22 protein-coding genes are annotated in these 24,467 nt (G+C 65.1%); 16 read left to right on the plus strand and 6 right to left on the minus strand.

Annotated elements, in window-relative coordinates; genetic code table 11:
- Positions 1-48 precede the first annotated feature (48 nt).
- From rutD to SFA35_RS14465, 10 genes are all read left to right on the plus strand, one after another.
- Positions 49-870: a pyrimidine utilization protein D gene (rutD, locus tag SFA35_RS14420; RefSeq protein ID WP_320571218.1), complete on the plus strand. Its 822-nt coding sequence runs from the start codon at positions 49-51 to the stop codon at positions 868-870.
- Between the two features lie 14 nt (positions 871-884).
- Positions 885-2,003 carry an LLM class flavin-dependent oxidoreductase gene (locus SFA35_RS14425; RefSeq protein WP_320571219.1) on the plus strand — a complete coding sequence of 373 codons (1,119 nt, stop codon included), beginning with the start codon at positions 885-887 and terminating at the stop codon, positions 2,001-2,003.
- The gene (locus SFA35_RS14430; RefSeq protein ID WP_320571220.1) at positions 2,003-2,398 is read left to right on the plus strand and encodes a RidA family protein; all 396 of its coding nucleotides are present in this window, start codon (positions 2,003-2,005) and stop codon (positions 2,396-2,398) included. The genes SFA35_RS14425 and SFA35_RS14430 overlap by 1 nt, the downstream gene beginning before the upstream one ends.
- A 64-nt stretch (positions 2,399-2,462) precedes the next feature.
- Positions 2,463-3,440, plus strand: a complete 978-nt coding sequence (locus tag SFA35_RS14435; protein WP_320571221.1) for a BMP family protein — start codon at positions 2,463-2,465, stop codon at positions 3,438-3,440.
- A 5-nt stretch (positions 3,441-3,445) separates the two neighbouring features.
- Entirely contained in the window at positions 3,446-4,960 is a 1,515-nt protein-coding gene (locus SFA35_RS14440) for an ABC transporter ATP-binding protein (RefSeq protein WP_320571222.1), read from the plus strand.
- Entirely contained in the window at positions 4,953-6,053 is a 1,101-nt protein-coding gene (locus SFA35_RS14445) for an ABC transporter permease (RefSeq protein ID WP_320571223.1), read from the plus strand. Before SFA35_RS14440 ends, SFA35_RS14445 begins: the two co-directional genes overlap by 8 nt.
- Positions 6,035-6,973, plus strand: coding sequence for an ABC transporter permease (locus SFA35_RS14450; protein ID WP_320571224.1), 939 nt, complete (start codon positions 6,035-6,037; stop codon positions 6,971-6,973). The genes SFA35_RS14445 and SFA35_RS14450 overlap by 19 nt, the downstream gene beginning before the upstream one ends.
- 31 nt (positions 6,974-7,004) lie before the next feature.
- Positions 7,005-7,406, plus strand: coding sequence for a Rid family hydrolase (locus SFA35_RS14455; protein ID WP_320571225.1), 402 nt, complete (start codon positions 7,005-7,007; stop codon positions 7,404-7,406).
- Positions 7,407-7,419: 13 nt separating this feature from the next.
- Positions 7,420-8,427 (plus strand): aldo/keto reductase, encoded by a 1,008-nt coding sequence (locus SFA35_RS14460; protein ID WP_320571226.1) that lies wholly within the window; start codon positions 7,420-7,422, stop codon positions 8,425-8,427.
- A 34-nt stretch (positions 8,428-8,461) separates the two neighbouring features.
- Entirely contained in the window at positions 8,462-8,998 is a 537-nt protein-coding gene (locus SFA35_RS14465) for a flavin reductase family protein (RefSeq protein ID WP_320571227.1), read from the plus strand.
- Positions 8,999-9,054: 56 nt separating this feature from the next.
- On the opposite strand, the gene SFA35_RS14470 is transcribed toward SFA35_RS14465, so the two are convergent.
- The 3 genes from SFA35_RS14470 to SFA35_RS14480 form a co-directional block, all read right to left on the minus strand.
- A complete protein-coding gene (locus SFA35_RS14470) occupies positions 9,055-10,254 on the minus strand; it encodes a sel1 repeat family protein (protein ID WP_320571228.1) in 1,200 nt (399 codons plus the stop codon).
- 670 nt (positions 10,255-10,924) lie between these two features.
- On the minus strand, positions 10,925-12,211 hold the full coding sequence (locus SFA35_RS14475; protein WP_320571229.1) for a sel1 repeat family protein: 1,287 nt from the start codon (positions 12,209-12,211) through the stop codon (positions 10,925-10,927).
- Positions 12,211-13,962 (minus strand): phospholipase, encoded by a 1,752-nt coding sequence (locus tag SFA35_RS14480; RefSeq protein WP_320571230.1) that lies wholly within the window; start codon positions 13,960-13,962, stop codon positions 12,211-12,213. Before SFA35_RS14480 ends, SFA35_RS14475 begins: the two co-directional genes overlap by 1 nt.
- A gap of 497 nt (positions 13,963-14,459) precedes the next feature.
- Between SFA35_RS14480 and SFA35_RS14485 the strand changes: the two genes are divergently transcribed.
- Both SFA35_RS14485 and SFA35_RS14490 read left to right on the plus strand, forming a co-directional pair.
- Positions 14,460-15,650 carry an MFS transporter gene (locus tag SFA35_RS14485; RefSeq protein ID WP_320571231.1) on the plus strand — a complete coding sequence of 397 codons (1,191 nt, stop codon included), beginning with the start codon at positions 14,460-14,462 and terminating at the stop codon, positions 15,648-15,650.
- An 87-nt stretch (positions 15,651-15,737) separates the two neighbouring features.
- Positions 15,738-16,517, plus strand: coding sequence for a substrate-binding periplasmic protein (locus SFA35_RS14490; protein WP_320571232.1), 780 nt, complete (start codon positions 15,738-15,740; stop codon positions 16,515-16,517).
- Positions 16,518-16,529: 12 nt separating this feature from the next.
- Here SFA35_RS14490 and SFA35_RS14495 read toward each other — a convergent pair whose 3' ends face one another.
- From SFA35_RS14495 to SFA35_RS14505, 3 genes are all read right to left on the minus strand, one after another.
- A complete protein-coding gene (locus SFA35_RS14495) occupies positions 16,530-17,564 on the minus strand; it encodes a glycoside hydrolase family 5 protein (protein WP_320571233.1) in 1,035 nt (344 codons plus the stop codon).
- Between the two features lie 80 nt (positions 17,565-17,644).
- Positions 17,645-17,938, minus strand: a complete 294-nt coding sequence (locus SFA35_RS14500) for a hypothetical protein (protein WP_320571234.1) — start codon at positions 17,936-17,938, stop codon at positions 17,645-17,647.
- A gap of 113 nt (positions 17,939-18,051) precedes the next feature.
- On the minus strand, positions 18,052-18,774 hold the full coding sequence (locus tag SFA35_RS14505) for a dienelactone hydrolase family protein (RefSeq protein WP_320571235.1): 723 nt from the start codon (positions 18,772-18,774) through the stop codon (positions 18,052-18,054).
- 187 nt (positions 18,775-18,961) lie between these two features.
- Between SFA35_RS14505 and SFA35_RS14510 the strand changes: the two genes are divergently transcribed.
- The 4 genes from SFA35_RS14510 (at position 18,962) to ptsP (ending at position 24,467) form a co-directional block, all read left to right on the plus strand.
- Positions 18,962-19,693 (plus strand): GntR family transcriptional regulator, encoded by a 732-nt coding sequence (locus SFA35_RS14510; protein WP_320571236.1) that lies wholly within the window; start codon positions 18,962-18,964, stop codon positions 19,691-19,693.
- Positions 19,694-19,756: 63 nt separating this feature from the next.
- Entirely contained in the window at positions 19,757-20,854 is a 1,098-nt protein-coding gene (nagA, locus tag SFA35_RS14515) for an N-acetylglucosamine-6-phosphate deacetylase (protein WP_320571237.1), read from the plus strand.
- Positions 20,855-20,867: 13 nt separating this feature from the next.
- Complete coding sequence (locus SFA35_RS14520; RefSeq protein WP_320579043.1) at positions 20,868-21,878, plus strand: SIS domain-containing protein; 1,011 nt, start codon at positions 20,868-20,870, stop codon at positions 21,876-21,878.
- Positions 21,879-21,935: 57 nt separating this feature from the next.
- Complete coding sequence (gene ptsP / locus SFA35_RS14525; protein WP_320571238.1) at positions 21,936-24,467, plus strand: phosphoenolpyruvate--protein phosphotransferase; 2,532 nt, start codon at positions 21,936-21,938, stop codon at positions 24,465-24,467.

Genomic DNA, 24,467 nt, shown 5'->3' on the forward strand with positions numbered 1-24,467 from the left:
CCGCAACGGGCCGCCACGGCCACGGCGCACACAAACAGGGGAAGCGCGATGCCGAGCATCATCACCAATGGAATCCGCACGCAGTACCAGCTGACCGGCAACGGCCCGGCGCTGGTGCTGGTGTCGGGGCTGGGCGGCACCGGCGCCTACTGGCAGCCGCAGGTCGCGGCCCTGGCCCAGGATTTCACGGTGCTGACCTATGACCAGCGCGGCGCCGGCCGCTCCGAGCACCCCGCCCACCCTTACAGCATCGAACAGCTGGCCGACGATCTGCTCGCGCTGATCACCGCCCTGGGCCTGCAGAGGCCGGTGCTGATCGGCCATTCCACCGGCGGTGCCATCGGCCAGGTGCTGGCGGCGCGCGAACCGCAGCTGCTGGCCGGCATGGTGCAGTACGCCAGTTGGGCCAAATCCGATGCCCATTTCAACTGGTGCTTTCGCATGCGCCGGGCCCTGCTCGAAGGCGCCTCGCTGGAGGAGTACGTGCACGGCAGCGCATTGTTCCTGTACCCGCCAGAGCATGTGCGGGCCAACGCCGAACAACTGTCGCCGGCGCTGCTGGCTTCGGTGGCGAACTTCCCGGCCCGCGAGACCGTGCTGCGGCGCATCGACGCGATCATGGCCCACGACGCCAGTGCGGTGCTGGCCAGCATCCGCATTCCGGTGCTGGTGACCTGTGCCGAGGACGACATCCTCACCCCGCCCTACCAGTCGCGACTGCTCGCCGAAGGCATCGCCGGCAGTGAGCTGCGCATCGTCGCCAAGGGCGGCCATAGCTTCTCGGAAACCGAGACCGCGACCTTCAACGGCCTGGTCGTCGATTTTCTCGCGCGCCTCGACCTGGCCGTCCCTTCTACGCCCGTTATCTGAATCAGGAGCCCCTCATGAGTGCCCATGACAACACCCAGGTGGAATTCGGCGTCTTCCTGCCGGTTGGCAACGGCGGCTGGATCACCTCCACCACCAGCCCGCAACTGCCGGCCACTTACGACTACAACAAGCAGGTGACGATCCTGGCTGAAGACCTGGGCTTCGACTTCGCCCTGTCGATGGCCAAGTGGCGTGGCTACGGCGGCCCCTCGCAGCATTGGGACGTGACCCTGGAAAGCCTCACCACCATGGCCGGCCTGGCCGAAGCCACCTCGCGCATCGGCGTGTGGGGCACGGTGCACACCATGGTCTTCCACCCGGCCGTGGTGGCGAAGATGTCGGCGGTGCTCGACCAGATCTCCAAAGGCCGCTTCGGGCTCAATATCGTCTCCGGCTCCAACCCCACCGATCAGGGCCAGATGGGCCTGTGGCAGGACCTCGACCACGCCGAACGCTACGAAATGGCCGAGGAATGGCTGACTGTGCTCAAGCGCCTGTGGGTCGAGGACCGCGTCGACCACAAGGGCAAGCACTACGAGTTGACCGACTGCATGTCCAACCCCAAGCCGCTGAGCCCGCCGCCGATCATCTGCGCCGGCGCCTCGGACCGTGGCTTCCTGTTCACCATCGACAACTGCACCGGCAGCTTCATGCTCGGCTCCGACCACGACGACTTCATCAAGACCGGCCTGCGCGCCAAGGAGCTGGCCGCTCAGCAAGGCAAGCCCGAGTTCAAGACCTACGGCCTGTTCACCATTGTCCCCGGCGCCACCGATGCCGAGGCCCGTGAACGGGTGGCGCTGTATGACGCAGGCGTCGACACCATCGCCCTGGACAACCAGACCCGCGAATACTCCGGCGACAAGAGTTTCAAGCAGAACACCATGGCCCAGCGCTTCGTCTCCCAGGGCGAGCAGCGCAACTCGATGACCCGCGCCGCGCTGGTCGGCTCGCCCGAGACCATCGGCAACAAGCTCGCCGAGATCGTCAAGGGCGCACGCCTGGACGGCGTCACGGTGATCGTCCCGGACTTCATCGACGACCTGCGCACGGTGGGCACCGAGGTGCTCGAGGTGCTCGAACTCAATGGCGTGCAGACCCACGCACGCGCTCACCAGAAGGCCAGCCGCTGATGCCTACCGGACCGTTCAACGCCACTGGCCTCAAGCGCCAGAGCTACTACAACCACGCCGTGGTGCGGGTCGGCCAGCCGGTGTTCCTGACCGGCCAGGTGGCCTGGGACGCCGAAGGCGAAGTGCTCGGCAAGGGTGACATCGAAGCCCAGGCGCAGCAGATCTGGGCCAACATCGGCCTGGCCCTGGCCGACCTCGGCGTCGGCCCCGAAGCGGTGGTCAAGCTGACCACCTATGCGTTGTCCCGCGAGAGCATCCCTGCATTGCACAGGGCCCGCGCGGCGTTCTTTGCCGGGTGCGATCTGCCGGCCAGCACCTTCGTGGTGGTGGCCGGCCTGGCCGACCCGCTGCTGCTCGCCGAAATCGATGTGACCTTGATCCTGCCGCTGGACTGACGCCCCTTTTGCCGCGCGCCGGCTGCAGCCCAGCCGCCGCCCCCCATGCCCCAGGAGTCTCGCTATGACGGTTCAAACGATGTTCGCCCTCGCTGTCACCGCCACCCTCGCCAGCGCCAGCCTGCTGGCCACGGCGCCTGCCGAAGCCGCCGAAGCGCCGCGCGTGGCCGCCCTGTTCACCCAGACCGTCACCCAGGGCGGCTGGGACGGCGCCGGTTACACCGGCTTCAAGGCCATGGCCGAGCAGCAGGGTTTCAAGCCCAGCTATCTGGAACACACCTCCTATGAAGCCGCGCCGGCGGCCCTGCGTCAGCTGGCCGCCGACGGCGTCAAGCTGATCATCGCGCATTCCTCCGGCTACTCGGCGGCGATCAAGGAAGTGGCCCCGGCCTACCCCAAGACCCAGTTCGTGCTGTATTCGTATGAAGGCTCCACCGCCAACCTGGCCAACTATTCGGCCTGGTCGGTGGACTGGGATGAATACGGCTTCGTGCTCGGTGCCCTGGCAGCCGCTTCGAGCAAGACCGGGCACATCGCGGTGATCGGCGGCGAACCGATTCCCTCGGCCGAACGCGCCATCCAGTTCATCAAGAAAGGCGCGCTGTACGTCAACCCCAAGGTGCAGGTCGACACCGCCTACGTCGGCTCCTTCGTCGACGTGGCGCGGGCCAAGGAGATCACCACCGGGGTCATCGCCCGCGGCGTGGACTTCGTGATTCCGTCGGCCGACACCGCCGACGCCGGCACCCAGCAGGCCGCCGACGAAGAAGGCGCGATGACCATCGGTTCCTACACCGACCAGGCCAAGGCCTACCCGCAGTCGGTGGTGACCTCCACGGTGATGAACTTCGACAAGTCCTACGCCGACATTGGCAAGGCCTACGCCGCCGGCCAGCTGGGCAACCACATCGTCACCGAGAACCTGGCCTCCAACGGCTGGTCGCTGACCCTGCCCTTCGCCCACGTCGGCAGCGAGGTGCAGGCCAAGGTGGTGGCCGTCATGACCGACCTCAAGGCCGGCAAGATCAAGATCGAAGAGTGATCGCCATGCCCGCCCCGGTGATCGCCCTGGACCACGTGTCCAAACGCTACCCCAACGGCTTTCTCGCCCTGGAGCGGGTTTCGCTGGCTTTTCACGCCGGCGAAATCCACGCCTTGCTCGGCGAGAACGGCGCGGGTAAGTCGACCTTGATGAACATCCTTTATGGCGTCCACGAGCCCAGCGAAGGCGGCGTGCTGATGGACGCCCGCCAGGTGCTGCATCGGCGGCCCGCCGACGCCATTGCCAATGGCATCGGCATGGTCCACCAGCATTTCAAGCTGGTGCTGCCGTTCACCGTCGCCGAAAACCTCGCGCTGGTGGCCAAGGGCGCCCGCCGCCAGGCGCTGCGCCGCAAGGCCGATGTGCGCGCCTTCATGCAGGGCTTGGGCGTCGACCTGGACCCCGACGCGGTGGTCGGTCGCCTGCCACTGGCCCTGCAACAACGGGTGGAAATCCTCAAGGCGCTGGTCAACGACAGCCGCGTGCTGCTGCTCGACGAGCCCTCGACCATTCTCACCCCCAGCGAGATCGTCAACCTCTACGCCACGCTGCGCTTGATCGCCCGGCGCGGCACGGCGGTAGCGGTGGTCACCCACAACGTCGACGAAGTACTGGCCCACGTCGACCGCTACACCGTGTTGCGTCGTGGCCGCAACAACGGCACCGGCCTGATCGCCGACACCAGCGCCGCGCAGTTGGTGGAGCGCATCGTCGGCCATGCCGTGAGCAACGACCCACGCATCGGTGCCCAGCGCCAGCCTGGGCGCGAGCGGCTGCGCCTGGCACAGGTGTCGTTGCAACCGAGCAGCGGTTCGCCAGGCCTGCACAGCCTCGACCTGAGCCTGCACGCCGGCGAAGTGGTCGGCGTGGCCGGGGTCGAGGGCAACGGCCAGACCGAGCTGTTCGAGCTGCTGGCCGGCCAGCGCCTGTCCGAGACCGGGCAGTTGCAGCGCAGCGACGACCAGGTGACGGTCGCGTTGGTGCCCCAGGACCGCCATCAGCAAGGGCTGTCGCTGGACCTGTCGGTGGCGCAGAACCTGCTCTACCCGCGGATCATGGCCGGCCAGTACCGTCGCGCCGGGCTGCTCGACCACAGCGCCATCGGTGCCCAGGCCAGCGGCATGATCGACGCCTCGGACATTCGTACCCATTCACCCGCCAGCCCGGCGCGGTCATTGTCCGGCGGCAATCAGCAAAAGATCGTGGTAGCCCGCGCCCTCGACCAGGCCGCTGCCGTGGTGGTGGTCTACCAGCCCACCCGCGGGCTGGACGTCGCCGCCGCCGAGGCGGTGCTGACGCGCCTGGCCGCCGCGGCCGACGCCGGCACCTGCGTGGTGGTCATCTCCTCGAACATCGAGGAACTGATTCGCGTCTCGGACCGCATCCTGGTCATGAACGCCGGGCGCATCACCGGCAGCGTTCAGGGCGCCGAAATGACGGTACAGGCCATCGGCCCGTTGATGACCCAGGGCCGCAGCTGCCCTGCCCCTTCCCCCGAACTGGAGCCTGTCGATGTCTGAACCCGTTCAATCGCTGCCGGGCTCGCCGCTGCTCGAACTGCGCCGGCTGCTGGCCCGCTTCAGCCTGCCCCTGTCACTCAAGGTCACCCTGGCCGCCTTCATCGGCTCGCTGGTGCTGGGCCTGGGCCTGATCGCCTGCCTGGGGTTTCCCCTGCTGGCGGCAATCCGCGTGGCGCTCGACGGCTCCTTCGGCGACGCCCGGGCCATCGCCGACACCCTGGTGTTCATGACCCCGCGGCTGCTGGTGGCGCTCGGCGCGCTGGTGGCGATTCGCGGCGGCCTGTTCAACCTCGGCGGCGAAGGCCAACTGCAGATGGGCGCCATGGGCGCCATGCTGCCGTACCTGGCCTTCGGCGACATCGGCGTGGCCTTGCTGCCGCTGGCAATCATCAGTGGCGCGCTGTGCGGGGCGCTGTGGGGGGTGATCCCGGCCGTGCTCAAGCTGTGGCGCGGCGCCGACGAAATCATCGTCACGCTGCTGATGAACTTCATCGCCATCTACTGGGTGAAGTACCTGGTGCAAGGACCGATGCGCCCGTCGGGCTCGACCTTCAACATGTCGGCGCAACTGCCCAAGGCCGGCGTCTTCCTGCCGCTGCTCGACGGCACTCGCCTGCACCTGGGCGTGCTGCTGGCGGTGCTGATCGCGCTGGCGGTGTGGGTGATGCTGCAGCACACCGCCTTCGGCCTCAGGCTGCGGGCCAGCGGCCAGAGCCCCGGGTTCGTCCGCCTGCAAGGGCAATCGGCGGGCCAGATGATCGTGTCCAGCATGGCCATTTCCGGGGCCATCGGCGGCCTCGCCGGCGCCTTCGAGGTGCTCGGCGTGCAGTACCGCCTGATTGACGGCTTCTCCTCCGGCCTGGGCTTCGAAGGGTTGGCCGTGGCCTTTCTGGCCGGGCTGGAGCCCTTCGGCGCGCTGCTGGTGTCGCTGTATTTCGGCGCCATCAACAACGCCGCGCTGGCCTTGCAGACCTCGCTGTCGATCCCCTCGGCGCTGGCCGACGTGCTCAGCGGCCTGCCCATTGTGCTGCTGGCGGTGATCAGCGGCGTCCTGCTCAGCAAAGGGAGGTCCGTATGGACATCAACTCGGTAACCCTCGCCCTGTTTCTCGCCGGTGGTGTGCGCCTGTGCGTGCCGGTGCTGCTGGCCGCCCTCGGCGAGCTGGTGTCGGAGCGCGCCGGTGTGTTCACCATCGGCCTGGAAGGGCTGATGCTGTTCGGCGCGGTGTCTTCGGCGGTGGGCCTGGCGGCCACCGGCTCGCCGGTCGCCGCCCTGCTGCTGGGCATGCTCGGTGGCCTGCTGGCTGCCGCCCTGCTGGCGCTCGGCACGGTGCTGGGGCGGGCCAACCAGATCGTCATGGGCATCGGCTTCAACCTGGTCGCCATCGGCGTCACCTCGCTGGTGCGCCAGGTGGTGCTGGTGCATGCGCCGGCGGCCGGTTCCATGCGCTCGGTGACGATGCTGAAAATTCCTGGCCTGGCCGACATCCCGGTCCTGGGCCGCGCACTGTTCTCTCAGAGCCCGGTGTTCTATGCCGCCGTGCTGCTGGCCGTGGTGCTGTGGCTGGTGTTGCGCTACAGCCGCCTCGGCCTGCTGCTGCGCGGCGCGGGCGAAAACGCCGCAGCCCTGGACGCCGCCGGCCAGCCAGTACTGGGCCTGCGCTTTGGCGCCGCGCTGTTCACCGGCCTGCTGGCGGGCCTGGGCGGCAGCTACCTGTGCATCGTCGCCTCGGGCGGCACCTTCATCGACAACATGACCTCGGGGCGCGGCTACCTGGCCATCGCCATCGCCATCTTCGCCCGCTGGATGCCCCTGCGCACCTTGCTGGTGGCCCTGGCCCTGGGCCTGCTCGAAGCCCTGCAGTTTCAAGGGCAGTACCTGGGCATCGACATTCCCGCCCCGCTGTTGATGGCCACGCCCTTCGTGGTCGCGCTGCTGGCCTGGATCGTCATGGGCCGCGCCGGCGCAGCGCCGGCCGACCTGGGCAAACCCTTCCTGCGCGGCCAGCACTGAGCAACCTCTCATCATCCTCAAGGAATACCTCATGAATCAGGCAATCAACCCCACCGGCTGGATCATCGGCAAGACTGCCACCGGCCTCAACCACCTCAACTGGGGCATCAAGGCCGGCAACCACGTGTACGTGGCCGGCATGCTCAGCACCGACCCCGTCGATGGCAGCATCGTCGGTGTCGGCGACATCGAAGTGCAGACCCGGCGCGTGCTCGACAGCATCAAGGTGGTGCTCGAAGCCGCCGGCAGCCGCATGGACGACGTCACCATGAACCAGATCTTCCTGCGCAACCTGGACGACTACCACGCCTTCAACGAGATCTACGTCAGCTACTTTCCCAACCTGTTGCCGGCACGTTTTTGCGTGAAGCTGGAGATGGTTCGCCCGGAGTTTCTGGTCGAAATCGCCACCACCGCCGTCATATCCGCCTGAGCCGGGAGCGTTCATGGACTACCGATACCTGGGCCGCAGTGGCCTGAAAGTCTCCGAGTTGTGCCTGGGCAGCATGATGTTCGGTGGCGCCACCGACGAGCCGACCTCGGCGCGCATCATCGCCAGCGCCGCCGACAACGGGGTCAATTTCATCGACAGTGCCGACCTGTACAACAAGGGTGAGTCCGAGCGTGTGGTCGGTCGGGCCATCGCCGCGCAGCGCGACCGCTGGGTGCTGGCCAGCAAGGTCGGCAACCCCATGAGCAGCCTGCCGAACCAGAGCGGCATGTCGCGCAAGTGGATCAGGGAGGCTGCCCACGGCTGCCTGCAACGCCTGGGCACCGACTACATCGACATCCTCTACATGCACAAGGCCGATTTCGACGCGCCGCTGGAAGAAATGGTGCTGGCCTTCGCCGACCTGATTCGCGAGGGCAAGATCGGCTACTTCGCGGTGTCCAACTTCAAGGCCTGGCGCCTCGCCGAAACCGTGCGCCTGGCCCGCGAGGCCGGCATCGGCGGCCCGGTCGCGACCCAGCCGCTGTACAACCTGGTCAACCGCGAGGCCGAGGTGGAGATCCTGCCTTCAGCCAGCCACCTGGGGGTCGGCACGGTGTGCTACAGCCCCCTGGCTCGGGGCATCCTGACCGGCAAGTACCGCGAAGGGGTCGCCCCGCAGGCGGACAGCCGCGCCGGGCGCGCCGACCCGCGCATGCTCGAGGCCGAGTGGCGCCCGGAGTCGCTGGAGGTCGCCGCGCAACTGGCTGCCTACGCCGAGCGCAGCGGCCGCCAGCCGGCCCACCTGGCGCAGACCTGGGTGATGCGCAACCGCCAGGTCAGCAGCACCCTGGTCGGCCCGCGTACCGTAGCTCAATGGGACGACGCCATCGCCGCCCTGGCCTGCCCCTGGACTGCCGAGGACGAAGCCTTCTGCGACGCCCTGGTGTCCCCCGGCAAGAGCTCGAGCCTGGGCCCGGTCGACCCCCATCACCCCATCGAAGGCCGCACGCCGCGCCTCTGATGGCCGTTCATCGCTCAATTGGATCGACACGCTCATGACTTGCCCTGACGTCAACGCCCCACCCACCCCGGTATTGGCCGACGCCTACCGCGACGGCATGCGCCTGCTGCCCGCCGGGGTCTGCCTGATCACCAGCCAGCATGCCGGCGAATGGGGCGGCATGATCGCCACCGCCGTGACCTCGGTCAGCGCCGAGCCACCGACCCTGCTGGTGTGCGTCAACCGCAGCGCCTCGCTGTTCGCCATGATCCAGGCCAGCGGCAGCTTCTGCGTCAACGTGCTGGCCACTGCGGCGCTGCCGCTGGTGGAGCAATTCAGCAGCTCGGCACGCCGCGCCGAACGCTTCCAGACCGGCACCTGGAGCACCCTGCCCAGCGGCGCACCGGCCTGCGGCGAAGCCCTGGTGGCCTTCGACTGCCGGGTGGCCAAGGTGGTCGACTGGCACAGCCACGGGATCTTTCTCGGTGAGGTGGGTGCGGTGTTGCAGCCAGCGGGTTCAACCGAGGGGGCGCCTTTGCTGTATATGGATCGGCGCTTTCATCATTTGCGGGAGTTGCTGGTGGTGGAGTGAGAGGGGCTTGGTGTTTTCTGGGAAAGGGCCGCGTATGGAAGTGGGCCCGATATCACTCAAGCCAGCAGCCCCCAATGCACCCGCTCCTCAGTAACCGTATGCTTATCGGAAAACGGCCAGGAGCGAACAAAGTAGCGCTCGGCGAAATGGGTGGGCATGATCTCGCCCTCTTTGACGTGGCGGATGACCTCGGAGTGAAGCATCCCGCGCGCTTCATGGGGCAGCCACATGGCTTTCCAGTACCCGGTCTGCGGGCAGACCTGTCCGCTGAAGCAACCTTTGACTGGAAACTTCGATTGGTCGAAGCCGGCAGCGCCGGGCATGGGTCTGCCGGTGGCGGGTTCGAGCATCTTCTCGTCGGCGAGCCGTTTGATCAGCTCTTCGCTGGGTTTCTCGGGTGGGATGTTGGCGAGGCGTTCTTCCAGCCATTGGAGTTTGCCGTCCCATTCAGGCAGGGGCGCTGGAGGGAGGGGGACGATTTCGTTGATTTCCGGGACTTTCGGATGGGCGTAGGAATAGCGCGCGAGAATGCGCCAGATAATGTTATAGCGGCGAGCACGCTCCTTGTCCTCTTTCTGGCCTAAATAGTTGAATCGATCTGTCTCAAGCGGACCACTAAAAGCACTTTCCAGATAGCCCGCCGACGTCTCATCCCCCCCTGCAACGCCAAGCTGAAATGCTGACAACGCGCCTGCATATTGTTTATCGAGTTTCATACCTATGCCTAGCCTTGCAGCCGCTCCTCCGTGACCCTGCTCGGCAGCACATCGATACATCGCATTAGCAACTATCGGCGCGATATCGACCGGCTCTAGTTTATTAGCAATGTACGATTGTCCTTGGGGGCTACCTTCATCCGCTGACTTGCGGAAATACCGTAAAGCCATCTCCGGATCTCGTACAAGTCCAGCCCCTCCTTGCTGTAAAAATACACCTATAAAGTAATAGCCAGTCGCAACTCCACTCGCGATCAACTCTTGGGAAAGCCGCAAGTGGTCGCTCCCCTTGAGTGTAAAAAAGCCGCGCATCGCCCCCGCTTGCAAGTTCATATTGGCTTTATGATGACCCTGCTCAGCGGCAATACGATATAGCCGCTCCACCTCTATATCCACCGACTTCACCTGCTTTAGCGCATTACCGTTTTGCAGCCATCGGGCGTATTTAAAAAGAATATCGACTTCCATGCTGGATTCAGGAATGACTTCGTAAACACAAGTGAATGCGAGATTATCTTTAAGGCTAGCGACGCGATCCATGACAAAATCCCCTTTACTATGACCAACATTATCACCATCGCACGCAACGACGGCAAAGCACACCACAGCTATTAGTGTCCTTATCAATCCCATGTCGCCACGTTGGCGTTTTCGTAAGAAAACTCGATCAAAGATGCACACGGCGCCTTCTTGCCCCTCATAAGCGTTTAATTTTCTCCAATGATTCGTTCCCACGCTCTGAATTTCTCTTCAACCTCATCCCCCGCCCCCTCCCCCCCCGCATGCAGCTTCCACAACCTGCGCCGCAACTCCGCCGTCACACTCACCCACTCATGCGCAATATTCAGCTAACTGTCTACTTGCATACTTCGGGTATTGATATTCACAGAGCCGTTAAACCTCGATCAGATCGATATCAGAGAAAAGACAGCTGCCTCTAATCAGCTCACATTTTTGAGCCAGCGACAATCACCGCTAGATCAGCTCGTCACCCCGTCAATATCGGCTACCTGGTTAGCATTAGTTTTCTGGCCACTGTCACAAGCAGCGATGAAGAGGCAAGCTGAAGCCACAGCGCCACGGGTGAATTTAAAACTCTGATCGCGTATCAGCACAAAGGCGTCGCTGTACTTGATACTTTTACTTTTATTATCGAGCACTCCCTCATGCCTGAATTTAAAGTTTGCTAATGAACGTCTCAGAATACTCGTCACCCCAACAACCCCCAATGCACCCGTTCTTCAGTAATCGTATGCTTATCGGAAAATGGCCAGGAGCGAACAAAGTAGCGCTCGGCGAAATGGGTGGGCATGATCTCGCCCTCTTTGACGTGGCGGATGACCTCGGAGTGAAGCATCCCGCGCGCTTCATGGGGCAGCCACATGGCTTTCCAGTACCCGGTCTGCGGGCAGACCTGTCCGCTGAAGCAACCTTTGACTGGAAACTTCGACTGGTCGAAGCCGGCAGCGCCGGGCATGGGTCTGCCGGTGGCGGGTTCGAGCTTCTTCTCGTCGGCGAGCCGTTTGATCAGTGCTTCGCTGGGTTTCTCCGGTGGGATGTTGGCGAGGCGTTCTTCCAGCCATTGGAGTTTGCCGTCCCATTCAGGCAGGGGCGCTGGAGGGAGCGGGACGATTTCGTTGATTTCGGGGACTTTAGGGTTCGCATAAGAGTACCTAGCGAGAATGCGCCAGATTTTCGTATACCGCTCAACCCGCTCTAGATCTTCTTTCTGGCCTAAATATTTGAGATCGTTGGTTTCGAGCGGCCCGCTGAATCCATTTTTAAGCAACCAGGCAGACAGCTCAGTGCCGGCGGCAACGCCCATCTGAAACGCAACCACTGCGTCGGCGTATTGTTTATGAATTGATAGCTTTATACCTAATGAGGTGGCAGCGTCGCCATGCCCCTGTTCCGCAGCACAACGATACATGTCATTGGCGATCAATGGGGCCATATTAACGGGGTCTAATTTATCCGCTATGTAATCCTGTCCCCGCGCACTGCCTTCGTCAGCGGACTTTCGAAAATAACGCAATGCCATCTCGGGATCACGTGCCAATCCGGCTGATCCTTGCTGCAAGAACATGCCGACGAAGTAATATCCAGTGGCGACACCCGCAGCGATCAGTTCCTGGGACAAGCGCAAGTGATCGCGTCCATGCAGTATGAAGTAGCCACGCATAGCGCCCGACTGCAGGTTCATATTGGCCTTGTAATGACGATGCTCGGCCGCAATGCGATACAATCGTTCGATCTCTGCATCGATCTTTTTATCCTGCTTTAGCAAGTTGTTTTTCTGTAGCCAGCGGGCATATTTGAACAGAAGATCAACCTCCGCATCAGGCTCAGGAATTTTTTCATGAGCACAAGTGAAAGCAAGGTTGATTTTCATTTCTGAAAGGCGATCCATAGTAAACTCTTTTTTATTATTCAGCGCATGGGTATTGCTGTCACATGCTGTGACAGCGAGGACAATCAGAAGGACGGATTTTTTCATCAATCCCAAGTCCAAACGGTTGCGTTATCATAGTGAAATTCCACCAATGACTCCGATGGAGCACTCCGCTCCTTCATAAGCTTATTATTCCTCTTCATAATCTCCTCCCAAGCTATGAACGTCTCTTCAATATCATCCCCCGCCCCCTCCTCCCCCGCATGCAGCTTCCACAATCTGCGCCGCAACTCCGTCGTCACACTTACCCACTCATGCGCAATATTCAGCTCACTGTCGACCTGCATACTTCGGGTGTTGATATTCGCGGAGCCGTGCGTCGTGAACACGTCATTGACGATCATCAACTTGGAATGGATATACACGGGCATCCATGGCTGCCCGGCAGGTGAATCCTTGGCTACCAGGGAACACACATGCACTTTCAGCCCGGGAACATCCTCCATCTCGATATGGCTGTTTTGTATTTCCTTGGTTTTCTTCGCCAGTTCTTCCGCGGACAACTGCTGTTTCCCAAGCTGCTCGATGCGCCGCAACTTGGTGAGTTCGGGGATGGTATCCGCCCGGCCCAGTGCTTCGAGCATCCGCTGAGTGTTTACGGTGCCTTTGCCAATGCCGTCATCAGTGGCGTTGGTGACCACGAACAAGTGCAGGGCGCCGTGCAGGCCCGGGTCCCGACCGGCCCGGGTCTGGTCCGCCGCGGCTTTCTTGATGGCCTCGGCAAGCGGAGGCCAGCGAAAGTACTGGTTTTCGATATAGATGAACTGGGTGGCATTGTTCACCGCTTGCAGGTACGCCTGCTCGATATCCCGGGCGCCCTCCTGTACCTGAGTGCGCAGCAACTGAGCCATCTGCAGCTTACCTGGAGCACACTTCAGTTGGCTGGCCAGGGCTTCCACCGGACGCTTCTGCAACAGGTCTTCGCCGGTTTCCTTTTTCCAGGCCTGGGCGAAGTTGTGGTGCAGATGCTCCAGTATCGGCCCGGTGATCTTGCTCGAGATATCCTGGCGCGGCGTAAAGCCGCGCGCCCCGCCGTTGGGTTCAGGCCAGTCATATGTACTGCGATTGAGCGCCGAGTGCGCATCGGTATCCCAGTACTCGTCGAGCATGTTGTGACCCATTACAAAGCCAACGGCGCGCTCGGGATCTTCATAATCGACCAGCACGCTTTTCTGATGGTGGGTGGCGGTGGACATCAATGTATTGAGCATGGCAGCGCTGATTTCGGTGTCATGTGCTTCACGCCCGACCTCCCAGCCGATCTTCAGTCGCTCCAGCGCGTTGAAACCACGACTGACGAACAACGGCGTATTGCCCCCAAGGCGGTAAGCGGCTTTGTCATCCTTTACGGCATGGTTGAAGAACCATAGGCGATCATATTCATGTTGCTGGCGGGTGCTGTTTTGCAGCGCTCGACCGAACAGGTTGGGGAATTTGCCCGGTAGATTGGCTTCTCCCGCGAAGCCCGCCGTGTTCAGGAACATCTCCCAGCCCAGCACCCGCACCCGAACGCCCGCGGCGGCTTTGCTGCGTAACAACTCGCCTATGCTCGGCGCCCGATAGTCGCGAATGAAGAACATCGACGGCTGGAATCCCCAGCAGATGATGTCCACACTCTTGGTGGCTGCGGCGATGGCCAGATGCACGGCCCTGAAGGTTTCCTCACCGTTGACCAGGGCCTGGTAAGTACATAGGGCGGGGTTGTATTCAGTGCGCTGGATGTACCAGGGTGCCGTGCAATACGCCACGTTGGTTTCGCTGAGGACGGCGGGTACGACGATGTCTTCTTGTCTCATGACTCCACTCCTTGCAGGTCTTTTCGCCTTGCGGTGCGGTGATGTACCGCACGCAGTGGTTGGCGGGTTCAGCTGTCTGAGCGGCTGGCATGTAAGCCTGGCGCTGGTGGGTTATATAGGGACGTGCGCAAGCCGACCCCGCCAGGCCAGTCCATACGCTAGTGAGTGTTTGCGGTAGCGCTTAGCCCGTGGCCAGGCGCGCTACAGGAGGTGTGGCGCGGTGGGATCGCAGCCGCAAGCAGGCGGGAATACTCATGTGAAGCTCCTTGTCGATTTTCTTGTAAGTCGCCCCATTCAATAGGCGATCGTCTTAAAGCCGGGGTGAAGCGAGGGGATGGAGTGTACGCTCGGCTGGCGCCAAAAATGTGTCGGGAGTTGTAACAGAGGGGGGTAATTTTTCTGATTTACATACACATTCATACCTTGCGGATCAGCGCCGCCCGCATCGAACACCCAGCCCTGCCGCCGGTCGAAGCTCCTGACCTCAAGGAGCGCCCATGACCCAAGCACCGAGCCACGCCCGCCGCGACACCTTGCTGATTGCCCTGGCCTTTCTGGTGGTGATGATCGGCACCACTCTGCCCACTCCTCTTTATTCGCTCTACGAGCAGCGCCTGGATTTCGGGCCGACCTGGCTGACGTTGATTTTTTCCATCTATGCCGGCGGGGTGATCGCCGCGCTGGTGATTGCCGGGGGTTGGTCCGACCAGCTCGGGAGGCGACCGATGATGTTCGCCGCCATCGCCATGTCGGCGATCAGCGCGGTGCTGTTTCTGAGTTGGCAATCGATTCCGGGGCTGTTCGCCGGGCGGCTGTTTTCAGGTTTCTCGGCGGGCATCATGACCGGCACTGGCACGGTGGCGGTGATCGAGCTGGCACCCAGGACCTGGCGCGGCGCCGCAACACTGCTGGCCACCGGCGCCAACATGCTCGGCCTGGGCCTAGGGCCGCTGTTGGCGGGGCTAGGCTCACAATACCTGCCGTGGCCGTTGCAGTTGCCCTATGCCGCACACCTGTTGCTGCTCGCCGTGGCAGCGCTGTGCGTCAGCATTGCCCGCGAGAGCGCTCAGCGCCCGCCGGCGCCCAGGCTGCGCGTGCAACGGCCCGGGATCCCTGTTCAGGTGCGCCCCGTGTTCGTGCCGGCCTGCATCGCCGGGCTGGCCGGTTTCAGCGTCGCCGGCTTGTTCACCTCGATGGTGCCGTCGATCATGGGCCAGCTCATGGCGCAGCACGCCGGCGCTGCCATCGGCGCGGTGATCTGCACATTCTTCATTGCCTCCACTGCCGGCCAGGCCTTGATGAAATGGCTGCCGCCGCAGCAGCACATGAACCTTGGCTGCGCCGCGCTGATGCTCGGTATGCTCGCCTTTGGCGCCAGCATCGCCAGCCAGCAAGTGACCTTGCTACTGGTCGGTGCAGTGGTTTCCGGGCTCGGCCAGGGCGTCGCCTTTCGAGCCGGCATGGCTGCGGTCAGCGCCGCGACGCCGACCGAGCAAAAGGCAGCCGTGACCTCGGCGCTGTTCATCGTGTTTTACATATCCATGTCGGTACCGGTGATCGCCGTCGGCGTCAGCGTGCCCGGTTTCGGCCTGAGCCACGTCGGCGAATTCTTCGCCGGCCTGGTCGCCCTGGTGGCGCTCGCGGCGCTGCTGAGCATGCGCCGGGTGCAGGCACGCAGGGCCGGTTGACCGGGCGGGCGCAGACAAAGCCGGGGGTTTGCTCCTATGCTGCACAGGTCTGCATCCGCACAGACAAAAACTTTCTGGAAGCTGCCAATGGGATGTCGGACCAACCAGTCACCTGTCAATACCAGAGGCTGGCGCCTGCCCGGCGCCGCTGCACTACTGCTCGTCCTGCTCACCGGGCACGCAGCTTCAGCGCCGCGGCTGCTGGAGCTGTACCTGCCCGAAGCGCCGCCGTTGACCATGCAAGGCCCGATGGGTGTGACCGGCATCGTCGGCGAGGTCACGGTCAAGGCCGCGCAACTGGCCGGCGTCGACCTCAAGCCAAAGAGCCTGCCCTGGGCGCGAGCCCAGCGCATCGTGCAAAAAGGCCAGGACCTGCTGATCATCCCGTTGTCGCGCACCCCCGACCGCGAAGACGCCTACACCTGGATTGCCCCGGTGATCAGCATGGATCGGGCCTTCTTCAGCCTCGACAAGCGCGTCGAGAGCTTCCAGCAAGCGCGCAGTACCTACGCCCGCATCGCCGTCGGCATGGGCAGCGCCCAGGAGCGCAAGCTGCGTGACGAAGGCTTCAGCGACGAGCAGATCCACCCGCTGAAAATCGGCGAGAACCCGGCGCAGCTGTTGCTGCTCGGCCGCGTCGACGCCTGGTTCAATGGCGTGCCCGAGAGCCAGTACATCTGGCGCCAGGTCTCGGCACAGCCGTTGCTGATGAGCCCGGCGCTGATGCGCTCGGACCTCTACCTGGCGTGTTCGAAAGACTGCCAGCCCGAGCTGGTCGAGCGCCTGCGCGCCGCCGTGCAGCAGCTGCGCAAAGACGGCACGCTGCAGCGCATCGTCGAGGCGTACCAGCTGCCAGCTGGGCAATAGGGCCGGCTTGAATCAAGGACACTGATTGGGCTTGTCGACCCACTTCGACAGCACCGCCCACTGCGGACGCGGCTTACCGTCGATGGGTTCGATGGCTACCGGGTCCTTGTCCCACCAGGGCCCGGCCGCCCAATAGGCCAGCGGCACGCACTGCTCGTGCAGGTAGGCCAGCAGGTTGTCCATGGCCATCAACCAGCGCGGGTCGTTGTCCGGCACGCCGAACTCACCGATCTGCCCATGCTTGTGGTTGGCCTTGAGCCATTCGATGAAAGGCTTGACGCGATTGACCCCCAGCATCGGATCGAAGTTGCCGCTGATAGGTTTCTTGTAGGCACCGCTGCTGCCTTCATCCAGATAGAGATGCGCGGAATACACCAGGTTGTCGGCCGGGTCTTTCAGGTCCAGCAGGTCGGCGTTGATGGTTGGAAACATCGCCGTGTTGGAAAACGAACGACCCTCAACGTAGATCGGCTTGCTTTTGTCGAAGCTGCGCACCCCGTCGATGCCCGCCTGGGCGTTGTCCCGCCAGTGCTGGTCGGCGTCGCCGTACGGTTCGTTCATCAGGTCATAGCCGTGGGTCGCCGGGTTGTGGCTCCAGCGCTTGGCCACCCGCTTCATCAAGTCTTCATAGGCTGAAGTCGGCACTTCATCGGTGCCGATGATTTTGCCGTAGTAACGACCGTAGTTGTGGATGTCGATGATCACACCCATGTTGCGCTCGGCCGCCTGGTCGAGGAATTCATCGATGCGCTCGGCGTAGGCGTCGGCGAAATCGCCCATCAGGGTCGGCTGCAGCCGCTCCCAGAGAATCGAGAAGCGGATCACGCGGATGCCGCCCTGCTGCCATTTATCCAGATAGAGCGCGTTGGGAAACACATAGTGCTTGCCCTCGATGCCCGGCAGGGCGCTGCCGCCCCAGCCGGCGGCGGCGACGTTGAGGTGCACCAGTGGCGCCCCGCCGCCGTCGCTCGGCGGTTGCGCGGCGTGGGCCAGCGACAGCGTCAAGCCCAGGGTGGCGGCGCTGAGTGCTCGTACAAGGTTGTTCATCAATGGCTGTTCCTGAGGGAGTCAGTGGCAGCCATGAGACGGCCAAGGGGCCTTGCGGTTCCCCGACGGCCGCTGGCGGTCTACAACTTGAACTGTGCGACCTGAGCGTCCAGGTCCCTGGCCAGTTGCGCGATGGTGGCGGCGCTGCGCGAAGCGGCGCTGATACCCTGGCTGCTGCTCTGGGCCATCTGCGCGCTGCTGTCGATGCGCAGGTCGAGCCGCCCGGCGGCGATCTGCCGGGCCGCTTCGACCGCCAGGTCCAGGCGTTGGCGAATGGACGAGGACAGCGTGACGCCAATCAGTACGCAGATGATCAGAATGATGATGCCGAAACCGGCGCCCAGTTTTTGCGCAATGCCAAGCCTTGCCAACATCAGGTCGTCCTCCTTATGCCGCGCCAAAGGCACGGCAACCCAGGTTGAACGGTGAGTCTAGTTGGCCTGGCGGCAAAGGCCGCCGCCCTCGGACCGCAGGCAGGTACAGGGCCTCAGCCCCACAAAGTGCGGCCGAAAAAGGTCAGCGCGCGGTCCCAGGCCAACTGGGCCCAGACCGCGTCGTACTGGGTGCCGGCGATCCGCCCCGGGCCGACGGCGGTTTCGTTGGTGAAGGCATGGTGCGCCAGGTAGCGGTGGGATTCGAGGCGCACGCCCCCGGCGCTGAATTTCTCCTCCAGCTGGTCGACCGTGGCGATGGGAAAGAACTCGTCCTGGATCGCCCAGTGGGCCTGCACCGGTGCCTTGATGGCCGCCGGGTCCAGGTATTCCAGCGGCGGCATGCCGTAGAACACTACCCCGGCAGCGACTTCGGGGATGAAATTGAGCGCCAGCAAGGTCAGCGCGCCGCCCATGCAAAAGCCGGTGACGCCGACGTGGCGGGCGTGTTGCTTGAGGTAGAGCACGGCGCCGCGAATGTCCTGGTTGGCCGCATCGGCGAAGTCCAGGCCGCTCATCAGGTGGTGCGCCTCTTCTTCTTCCACGGTGGTGGCGCCGCGAAACAGGTCCGGCACCAGCACGAGGTAACCGGCGCTGGCCAGGCGGTCGGCAACCCCGAGAATCTGCGGGTTGAGCCCCCACCACTCCTGAATCACCACGATCGCTGGAGCCCCCTCGGGCCTGGCGGGCGTGGCCAGGTAGCCGTTGACCGACTTGCCGTCGGGGCGCTGGTAGGTGACGGTGCTGCCGGCGGGGGTATGGGGCTGGGCTTGGGTCATGGTGGATTCCTGATGGAGGGTTGGGCGTGATGACAGGCTAGCAGGCGCCCGGGTGTGCGTCCGAGGATTTGCGGGTGGCGGCCCTGACGCGCTTTGATACAGCCACTCGCTTGACGTGGTATTCAAGTGGTATTACTTTCAATCCGCATAACCAAACCAATAAAGCACCACTTGGACGGCCACCCCGATGAATTCGCTCATCAATCTGCGCCCCGACGAAACCCAGGCCACGCCGCTGTACCTGCAGCTGGCGCGCAATCTGGAGGCGGCCATCCACGCCGGCCAGTGGAAGGCCGACCAGGCGCTGCCCTCCGAGCGCAGCCTGAGCGAAGACCTCAAGGTGTCGCGGGTCACCGCCCGCAAGGCGCTCGAGGTGCTCGAGCAGCAAGGCCTGATCCGCCGCCACCAGGGCTCCGGCACCTTCATCACGCCACGTCTGGAGCAGCCACTGTCGCGCCTGTCCAGCTTCAGCGAGATGCTCCGGTCCAAGGGCTTCACCTCCGGCTCGCAGTGGCTGCGCCGGGAAATTGCCCTGCCCAGCCACGAAGAGTTGATCCGCCTGAGCCTGTCGCCCACCGAACAGGTCGCCCGGCTCGAACGCCTGCGCATGGCCGACGGCATTGTCATGGCGGTGGAGTTCAGCACCCTGCCCGCCGCCCTGCTGCCCGACCCCCAGGCCATTGGCGACTCGCTCTACGCCCACCTCGACGCCATCGGCCGGCCTGTGGTGCGGGCGCTGCAACATATTCGCGCGATCAATGCCAGCGCCGAGATGGCCGCTCTGGTGGGCATTGCAGCGGGCACCGCAATGCTGCGCATGACCCGTATCGGCTACCTGGCCGACAAGACCGCCATTGAACTGACCGACACCTACTGCCGCGACGACTACTACGACTTCGTCGCCGAACTGCGCCGCTGAAGGCGCCTGTCCACGATCCGCACCGCCCTGCGCCAGGCCGCCGGGCACCACCAGGGAGTCCGCATGTCCGATTTCAATATCTTCACGCCCCAAGGCTGGGTCCGCGGCCAGCTGCAGCACCACGCCGGTCGCGTGCTCAGCGTGCCCGAGACACCCTGCAACCCGGCTGACAACGACCTGCCCTATCTGCTGCCGGGCTTCATCGACCTGCACGTGCACGGCGGTGGCGGCAGCGACATCATGCAAGGCGCCGCCAGTTTCGCCACTATCGCCCGCACCCACCTGCGCTTCGGCACCACGGCGCTGCTGGCGACCACCATGACCGCCCCACCGGCGCAGATCCGCGAGGTGCTGGGCGCGCTCGGCGACTACTGCCAGCAGCGCCCCGCTGCCACGGCGCGGGTGCTGGGCGTGCACCTGGAAGGCCCCTACATCAACCCGGGCAAGCTCGGCGCGCAGCCCAACCATGCGCGCACGGCGCTGCTCGAGGAGCTCGACCAACTGCTGGCTCTGGCCCCGATCAAGGTGATCACCCTGGCCCCGGAAGTCGCCGGCCATGTCGAGCTGATCGAGCATCTGGTGCAACGCGGGGTCGGCGTGCAGATCGGCCACACCCTGGGCAGCTATGAAGACGGCGTGCAGGCCCTGGCCGCCGGCGCCACCAGCTTCACCCACCTGTACAACGCCATGAGCCCGCTGCACCACCGCGAGCCAGGCATCGTCGGCGCGGCGCTGGCCCACGCGCGCTATGCCGAGGTGATCCCGGACCTGCTGCACGTGCACCCCGGGGCAATTCGCGTGGCGCTGCGGGCGATCCCCTGCCTCTATTGCGTGACCGATTCGACCGCCGCCACCGGCATGCCGGACGGCCAATACAAGCTGGGCAGCCACACGGTGACCAAGTGCCTGGGCGGCGTGCGCCTGGCCGACGGCACCCTGGCCGGCAGCACCCTGACCATGGACCAGGCGCTGCGCAACCTGGTGCAGATCGGCCTGCCACTGGCCGAGGCGTCCCAGCGCCTGTCGCAATTCCCTGCCGACTACCTGGGGATCACCGAGCGTGGCCGCCTGCAACCCGGTAGCTGGGCGGATGCCGTCTACCTTGATCGCGACCTGAACGTCACCGCGGTGATGGTCGAAGGAGAATACCTTGAACCCTGAAACGCCCTCGAAAATGCTCGAAGAAGCCTTGGCGTCGGGGCTGCGCGTCGCCGACCAGCTCAGTCAGCTGGAGCCGCGCCTGGTGCGACTCGCCGAGCAGCTGCGCGAGCTTGACCCCGGCGTGCTGCTGACGGTGGCGCGTGGCAGCTCCGACCATGCTGCCAGTTATTTCGCCTACCTGGCCACGCAGATGACCGGCGTACCGGTGGCGTCCCTGCCGATGTCGGTGGTCACCCTGCACGCTTCGCCGCTCAAGGTTCGCGGCCAGGCGGCCGTGGCGTTTTCCCAGTCCGGACAGAGCCCGGACCTGGTCGAGACCCTGCAGCGGCTGGGCGAGCACGGTGCGTTGAATATCGCCCTGGTCAACGCCGAGGGTTCGCCCCTGGAGCGCGCCTGTCAGGTGGTGCTGCCGTTGTGCGCCGGGCCGGAACTCAGCGTGGCGGCGACCAAGAGCTTCATCTGCACCCTGAGTGCCAGCGCCAGGCTGCTCGCCCACTGGCAGTGCGACTCGGCACTGCTGGCCGCGGGCGAGCGTCTGCCCGACGACCTGCAACGGGCCGCGCAACAGGACTGGTCGCCCGCCGTGCAGGCCCTGCAAGGCAGCGAACGGTTGCTGGTGATCGGCCGCGGTCTGGGGTTTGCGGTGGCCCAGGAGGCGGCCTTGAAGTTCAAGGAGACCTCGGCCCTGCAGGCCGAGGCGTTCAGCGGCGCCGAAGTGCGCCATGGCCCCATGGCCCTGGTCGAGCAGGACTATCCCCTGCTGATCTTCGCCCTGCGCGGCGCCGAACAGGCCGGGCTGCTGGCGCTGGCCGCCGACATGCGCGAGCGCGGCGCCAAGGTGCTGCTGGCCGCGCCGGACGACATCGCCGAGCGTGACCTGACCCTGGTGCGCGCCGGCCACCCCAGCCTCGACCCGCTGCTGGCGATCCAGTCGTTCTACGTCATGGCCGCGAGCCTGGCCCGGGCCAGGGGGCTGGACCCCGATCAACCGCGGCACCTGAGCAAGGTGACGCGCACCCGCTGAATCACTCTTTCGCGGCTACCGGCGCCTCGGCCGGCGCGCGCCTACCAGGACGAAGTCATGCTCAACGAACCTATAACAAGCGTCATGACGGTCACCCGTACCATCACCCTCGATGCGCCTTTCAGCGGCCCCGTGCTGCCCATGAGCGAAGTCCCCGACCCGGTCTTCGCCAGTGGCGCCATGGGCGACGGCATTGCCATCGACCCCCTGAACGACGTGCTGCATGCTCCCTTCGCCGGCCAGGTGCTGAGCCTGGCGCGCACCGCCCACGCCATCACCCTGCGCGCCGACAACGGCAGCGAATGGTTGCTGCACGTCGGTATCGACAGCGTCGAGCTGGCGGGCGAAGGCTTCCAGGCGCTGGTGAGCGCCGGCCAGCGGGTCAGCTCGGGGCAACCGTTGCTGCGCATCGACCTGGACAAGGTCGCCCAACGCAGCCGCAGCCTGGTCAGCGCCTTCGTCCTGCTCAACGGCGAGCAGTACCAGCTGACGCCGGTGGCCGGGCTGTGCTCGGCGATGGTCGGCGATGCATTGCTGCAGGTACACCCCCGGGCCGCGTCCGAGGTTGTCGCAGACGCAGCCCCCGGACCCTCCCGCGAGGCTCGTGGCAGCGTGCGCGTGGCCCACCGGGGCGGCCTGCACGCGCGGCCGGCGGCGCGGGTGCGCGAGACCGCCAAGGCGTTTGCCAGCCGCAGCCAGGTGCATTTCGCCGGCGCCAGCGCGGCGGCCGAGAGCGTCACCGGACTGATGGGCCTGGGGGTCGGCCAGGAGGATGAAGTCGAAGTCAGCTGTTTGGGCCCCGACAGCGAGGCGGCTTTGCAGGCCTTGCTCGCCGCCCTGTCGACCCCCGCCCTTGATGAAGCGCCGACACGGCCAGCCCCGGTTAGCCACCGCGGCGCCAGTGACAGCGCAAACGGCGTGCTGGGCGGAGTGATGGCCGCGCCAGGCGTGGTCAGCGGCCCACTGTGCCGGCTCGATAGCTGGGAGTTGCCCAGCGACCCGGGCAACCATGTCACTGGCGAGCAGCACCTGCGCCTGGGCCAGGCGCTGGCCGGGGTGCACGACGCCCTCACCGCCGCGCTCGACCCACGCCAGGCCGAACAGAGCGCCATCCTCGGCGCGCATCTGGCCATGCTCGAAGACCCGGCCCTGCTGGATGCCGCCTACGCCGACATCCAGCAGGGCAGCAGCGCCGCGCATGCCTGGAGCCGCGCCGTGCTGGCGCAATGCACGGTGCTGGAGGCGCTCGACAACCCGCTGCTCGGCGAGCGCGCCAGTGACCTGCGCGACCTGCGCCAGCGGGTCCTGCAGCACCTGCTCGGCGACAGCCGCGCCCTGCACATCGCCCCCGGGGCCATCGTCGTTGCCGCCGAGCTGACGCCCTCGCAGCTGATCGAGCTGGCCGCGCGCGGCGTGGCCGGGGTCGCCATGGCCCAGGGCGGCGCTACCTCCCATGTCGCCATTCTGGCGCGCAGCAAGGGCCTGCCGTGCCTGGTGGCGATGGGCTCGGCGCTGCTCGAGGACAACGCTGCCGACACCGTGGTGCTGGATGCCGACGCCGGCCAGCTGGAGCTACGGCCCGGCCGACAACGCCTGGCCGAAGTCCACGCGCGCATGCAGCACCAGGCTGCGCAGCGCCGGCGCGACGACCAGCAGGGAAACCTGCCGGCCGTCACCCGTGACCGCCAGCACATCGAGGTCAGCGCCAACGTCGCCGGCGCCGAGGACACCCGCCAGGCCCAGGCGCATGGCGCCGACGGCGTCGGCCTGCTGCGCACCGAGCTGCTGTTCGTCGACCGCCGCACGGCGCCGAGCGAAGCCGAGCAGACCCAGGCCTGCCAGGCAGTACTGGATGCCATGGCCGACAAGCCGGTGGTGATCCGCACCCTCGACATCGGCGGCGACAAGCAACTCGAGTACCTGCCCCTGGCCGCCGAAGCCAACCCGGTGCTGGGCCTGCGCGGCATCCGCCTGGGCCAGCAGCGCCCGGAGCTGCTCGACCAGCAACTGCGCGCCCTGCTGCAGGTCAAGCCGTTGGCGCGCTGCCGCATCCTGTTGCCGATGGTCAGCGAAGTGGCCGAGCTGCTCGCCGTGCGCCTGCGCATCGACCAGTTGGCGCACGCGCTGGGCGTCGATGAGCGCCCGCAGCTGGGGGTGATGATCGAAGTGCCGGCGGCGGCCTTGCTGGCCGGGCAGCTGGCCGAGCATGCCGACTTTCTGTCGATCGGCACCAACGACCTGGCGCAGTACACCCTGGCCATGGACCGCGACCACGCCGGCCTGGCCGGCCGCGTCGACGCCCTGCACCCGGCGGTGCTGCGCCTGATCGCCATGACCTGCCAGGGCGCCGCGCTGCACGGCCGCAGCGTGGCCGTGTGCGGCGCTCTGGCCTCCGACCCGCTGGCCACCGCGGCACTGATCGGCCTGGGGGTCAATGAACTGTCGGTGAGCCCGGGGCAAGTCGGCCAGATCAAGGCCGCCGTGCGCCAACTGGATGCCGGGCAGTGCCGGGCACTGGCACGCCGGCTGCTCGAGCTGGGCAGCGCCGACGCCACGCGGGCCGCCTGCAGGGCGTTTCAACCCCAATGA

Origin of the sequence: Pseudomonas sp. HR96 (assembly GCF_034059295.1) — a bacterium.
Classification (GTDB): Bacteria; Pseudomonadota; Gammaproteobacteria; order Pseudomonadales; family Pseudomonadaceae; genus Aquipseudomonas.

Coding starts and splice junctions, on each gene's coding strand:
- SFA35_RS14425 (WP_320571219.1), top strand. CDS start 885: ATGAGTGCCCATGACAACACCCAGGTGGAATTCGGCGTCTTCCTGCCG.
- SFA35_RS14465 (WP_320571227.1), top strand. CDS start 8,462: ATGACTTGCCCTGACGTCAACGCCCCACCCACCCCGGTATTGGCCGAC.
- SFA35_RS14445 (WP_320571223.1), top strand. CDS start 4,953: ATGTCTGAACCCGTTCAATCGCTGCCGGGCTCGCCGCTGCTCGAACTG.
- SFA35_RS14455 (WP_320571225.1), top strand. CDS start 7,005: ATGAATCAGGCAATCAACCCCACCGGCTGGATCATCGGCAAGACTGCC.
- SFA35_RS14495 (WP_320571233.1), bottom strand. CDS start 17,564: ATGAACAACCTTGTACGAGCACTCAGCGCCGCCACCCTGGGCTTGACG.
- SFA35_RS14490 (WP_320571232.1), top strand. CDS start 15,738: ATGGGATGTCGGACCAACCAGTCACCTGTCAATACCAGAGGCTGGCGC.
- SFA35_RS14475 (WP_320571229.1), bottom strand. CDS start 12,211: ATGAAAAAATCCGTCCTTCTGATTGTCCTCGCTGTCACAGCATGTGAC.
- rutD (WP_320571218.1), top strand. CDS start 49: ATGCCGAGCATCATCACCAATGGAATCCGCACGCAGTACCAGCTGACC.
- SFA35_RS14520 (WP_320579043.1), top strand. CDS start 20,868: ATGCTCGAAGAAGCCTTGGCGTCGGGGCTGCGCGTCGCCGACCAGCTC.
- SFA35_RS14500 (WP_320571234.1), bottom strand. CDS start 17,938: ATGTTGGCAAGGCTTGGCATTGCGCAAAAACTGGGCGCCGGTTTCGGC.
- SFA35_RS14470 (WP_320571228.1), bottom strand. CDS start 10,254: ATGGATCGCGTCGCTAGCCTTAAAGATAATCTCGCATTCACTTGTGTT.
- SFA35_RS14450 (WP_320571224.1), top strand. CDS start 6,035: ATGGACATCAACTCGGTAACCCTCGCCCTGTTTCTCGCCGGTGGTGTG.
- SFA35_RS14430 (WP_320571220.1), top strand. CDS start 2,003: ATGCCTACCGGACCGTTCAACGCCACTGGCCTCAAGCGCCAGAGCTAC.
- SFA35_RS14505 (WP_320571235.1), bottom strand. CDS start 18,774: ATGACCCAAGCCCAGCCCCATACCCCCGCCGGCAGCACCGTCACCTAC.
- SFA35_RS14460 (WP_320571226.1), top strand. CDS start 7,420: ATGGACTACCGATACCTGGGCCGCAGTGGCCTGAAAGTCTCCGAGTTG.
- SFA35_RS14440 (WP_320571222.1), top strand. CDS start 3,446: ATGCCCGCCCCGGTGATCGCCCTGGACCACGTGTCCAAACGCTACCCC.
- SFA35_RS14435 (WP_320571221.1), top strand. CDS start 2,463: ATGACGGTTCAAACGATGTTCGCCCTCGCTGTCACCGCCACCCTCGCC.
- nagA (WP_320571237.1), top strand. CDS start 19,757: ATGTCCGATTTCAATATCTTCACGCCCCAAGGCTGGGTCCGCGGCCAG.
- SFA35_RS14485 (WP_320571231.1), top strand. CDS start 14,460: ATGACCCAAGCACCGAGCCACGCCCGCCGCGACACCTTGCTGATTGCC.
- SFA35_RS14510 (WP_320571236.1), top strand. CDS start 18,962: ATGAATTCGCTCATCAATCTGCGCCCCGACGAAACCCAGGCCACGCCG.
- SFA35_RS14480 (WP_320571230.1), bottom strand. CDS start 13,962: ATGAGACAAGAAGACATCGTCGTACCCGCCGTCCTCAGCGAAACCAAC.
- ptsP (WP_320571238.1), top strand. CDS start 21,936: ATGCTCAACGAACCTATAACAAGCGTCATGACGGTCACCCGTACCATC.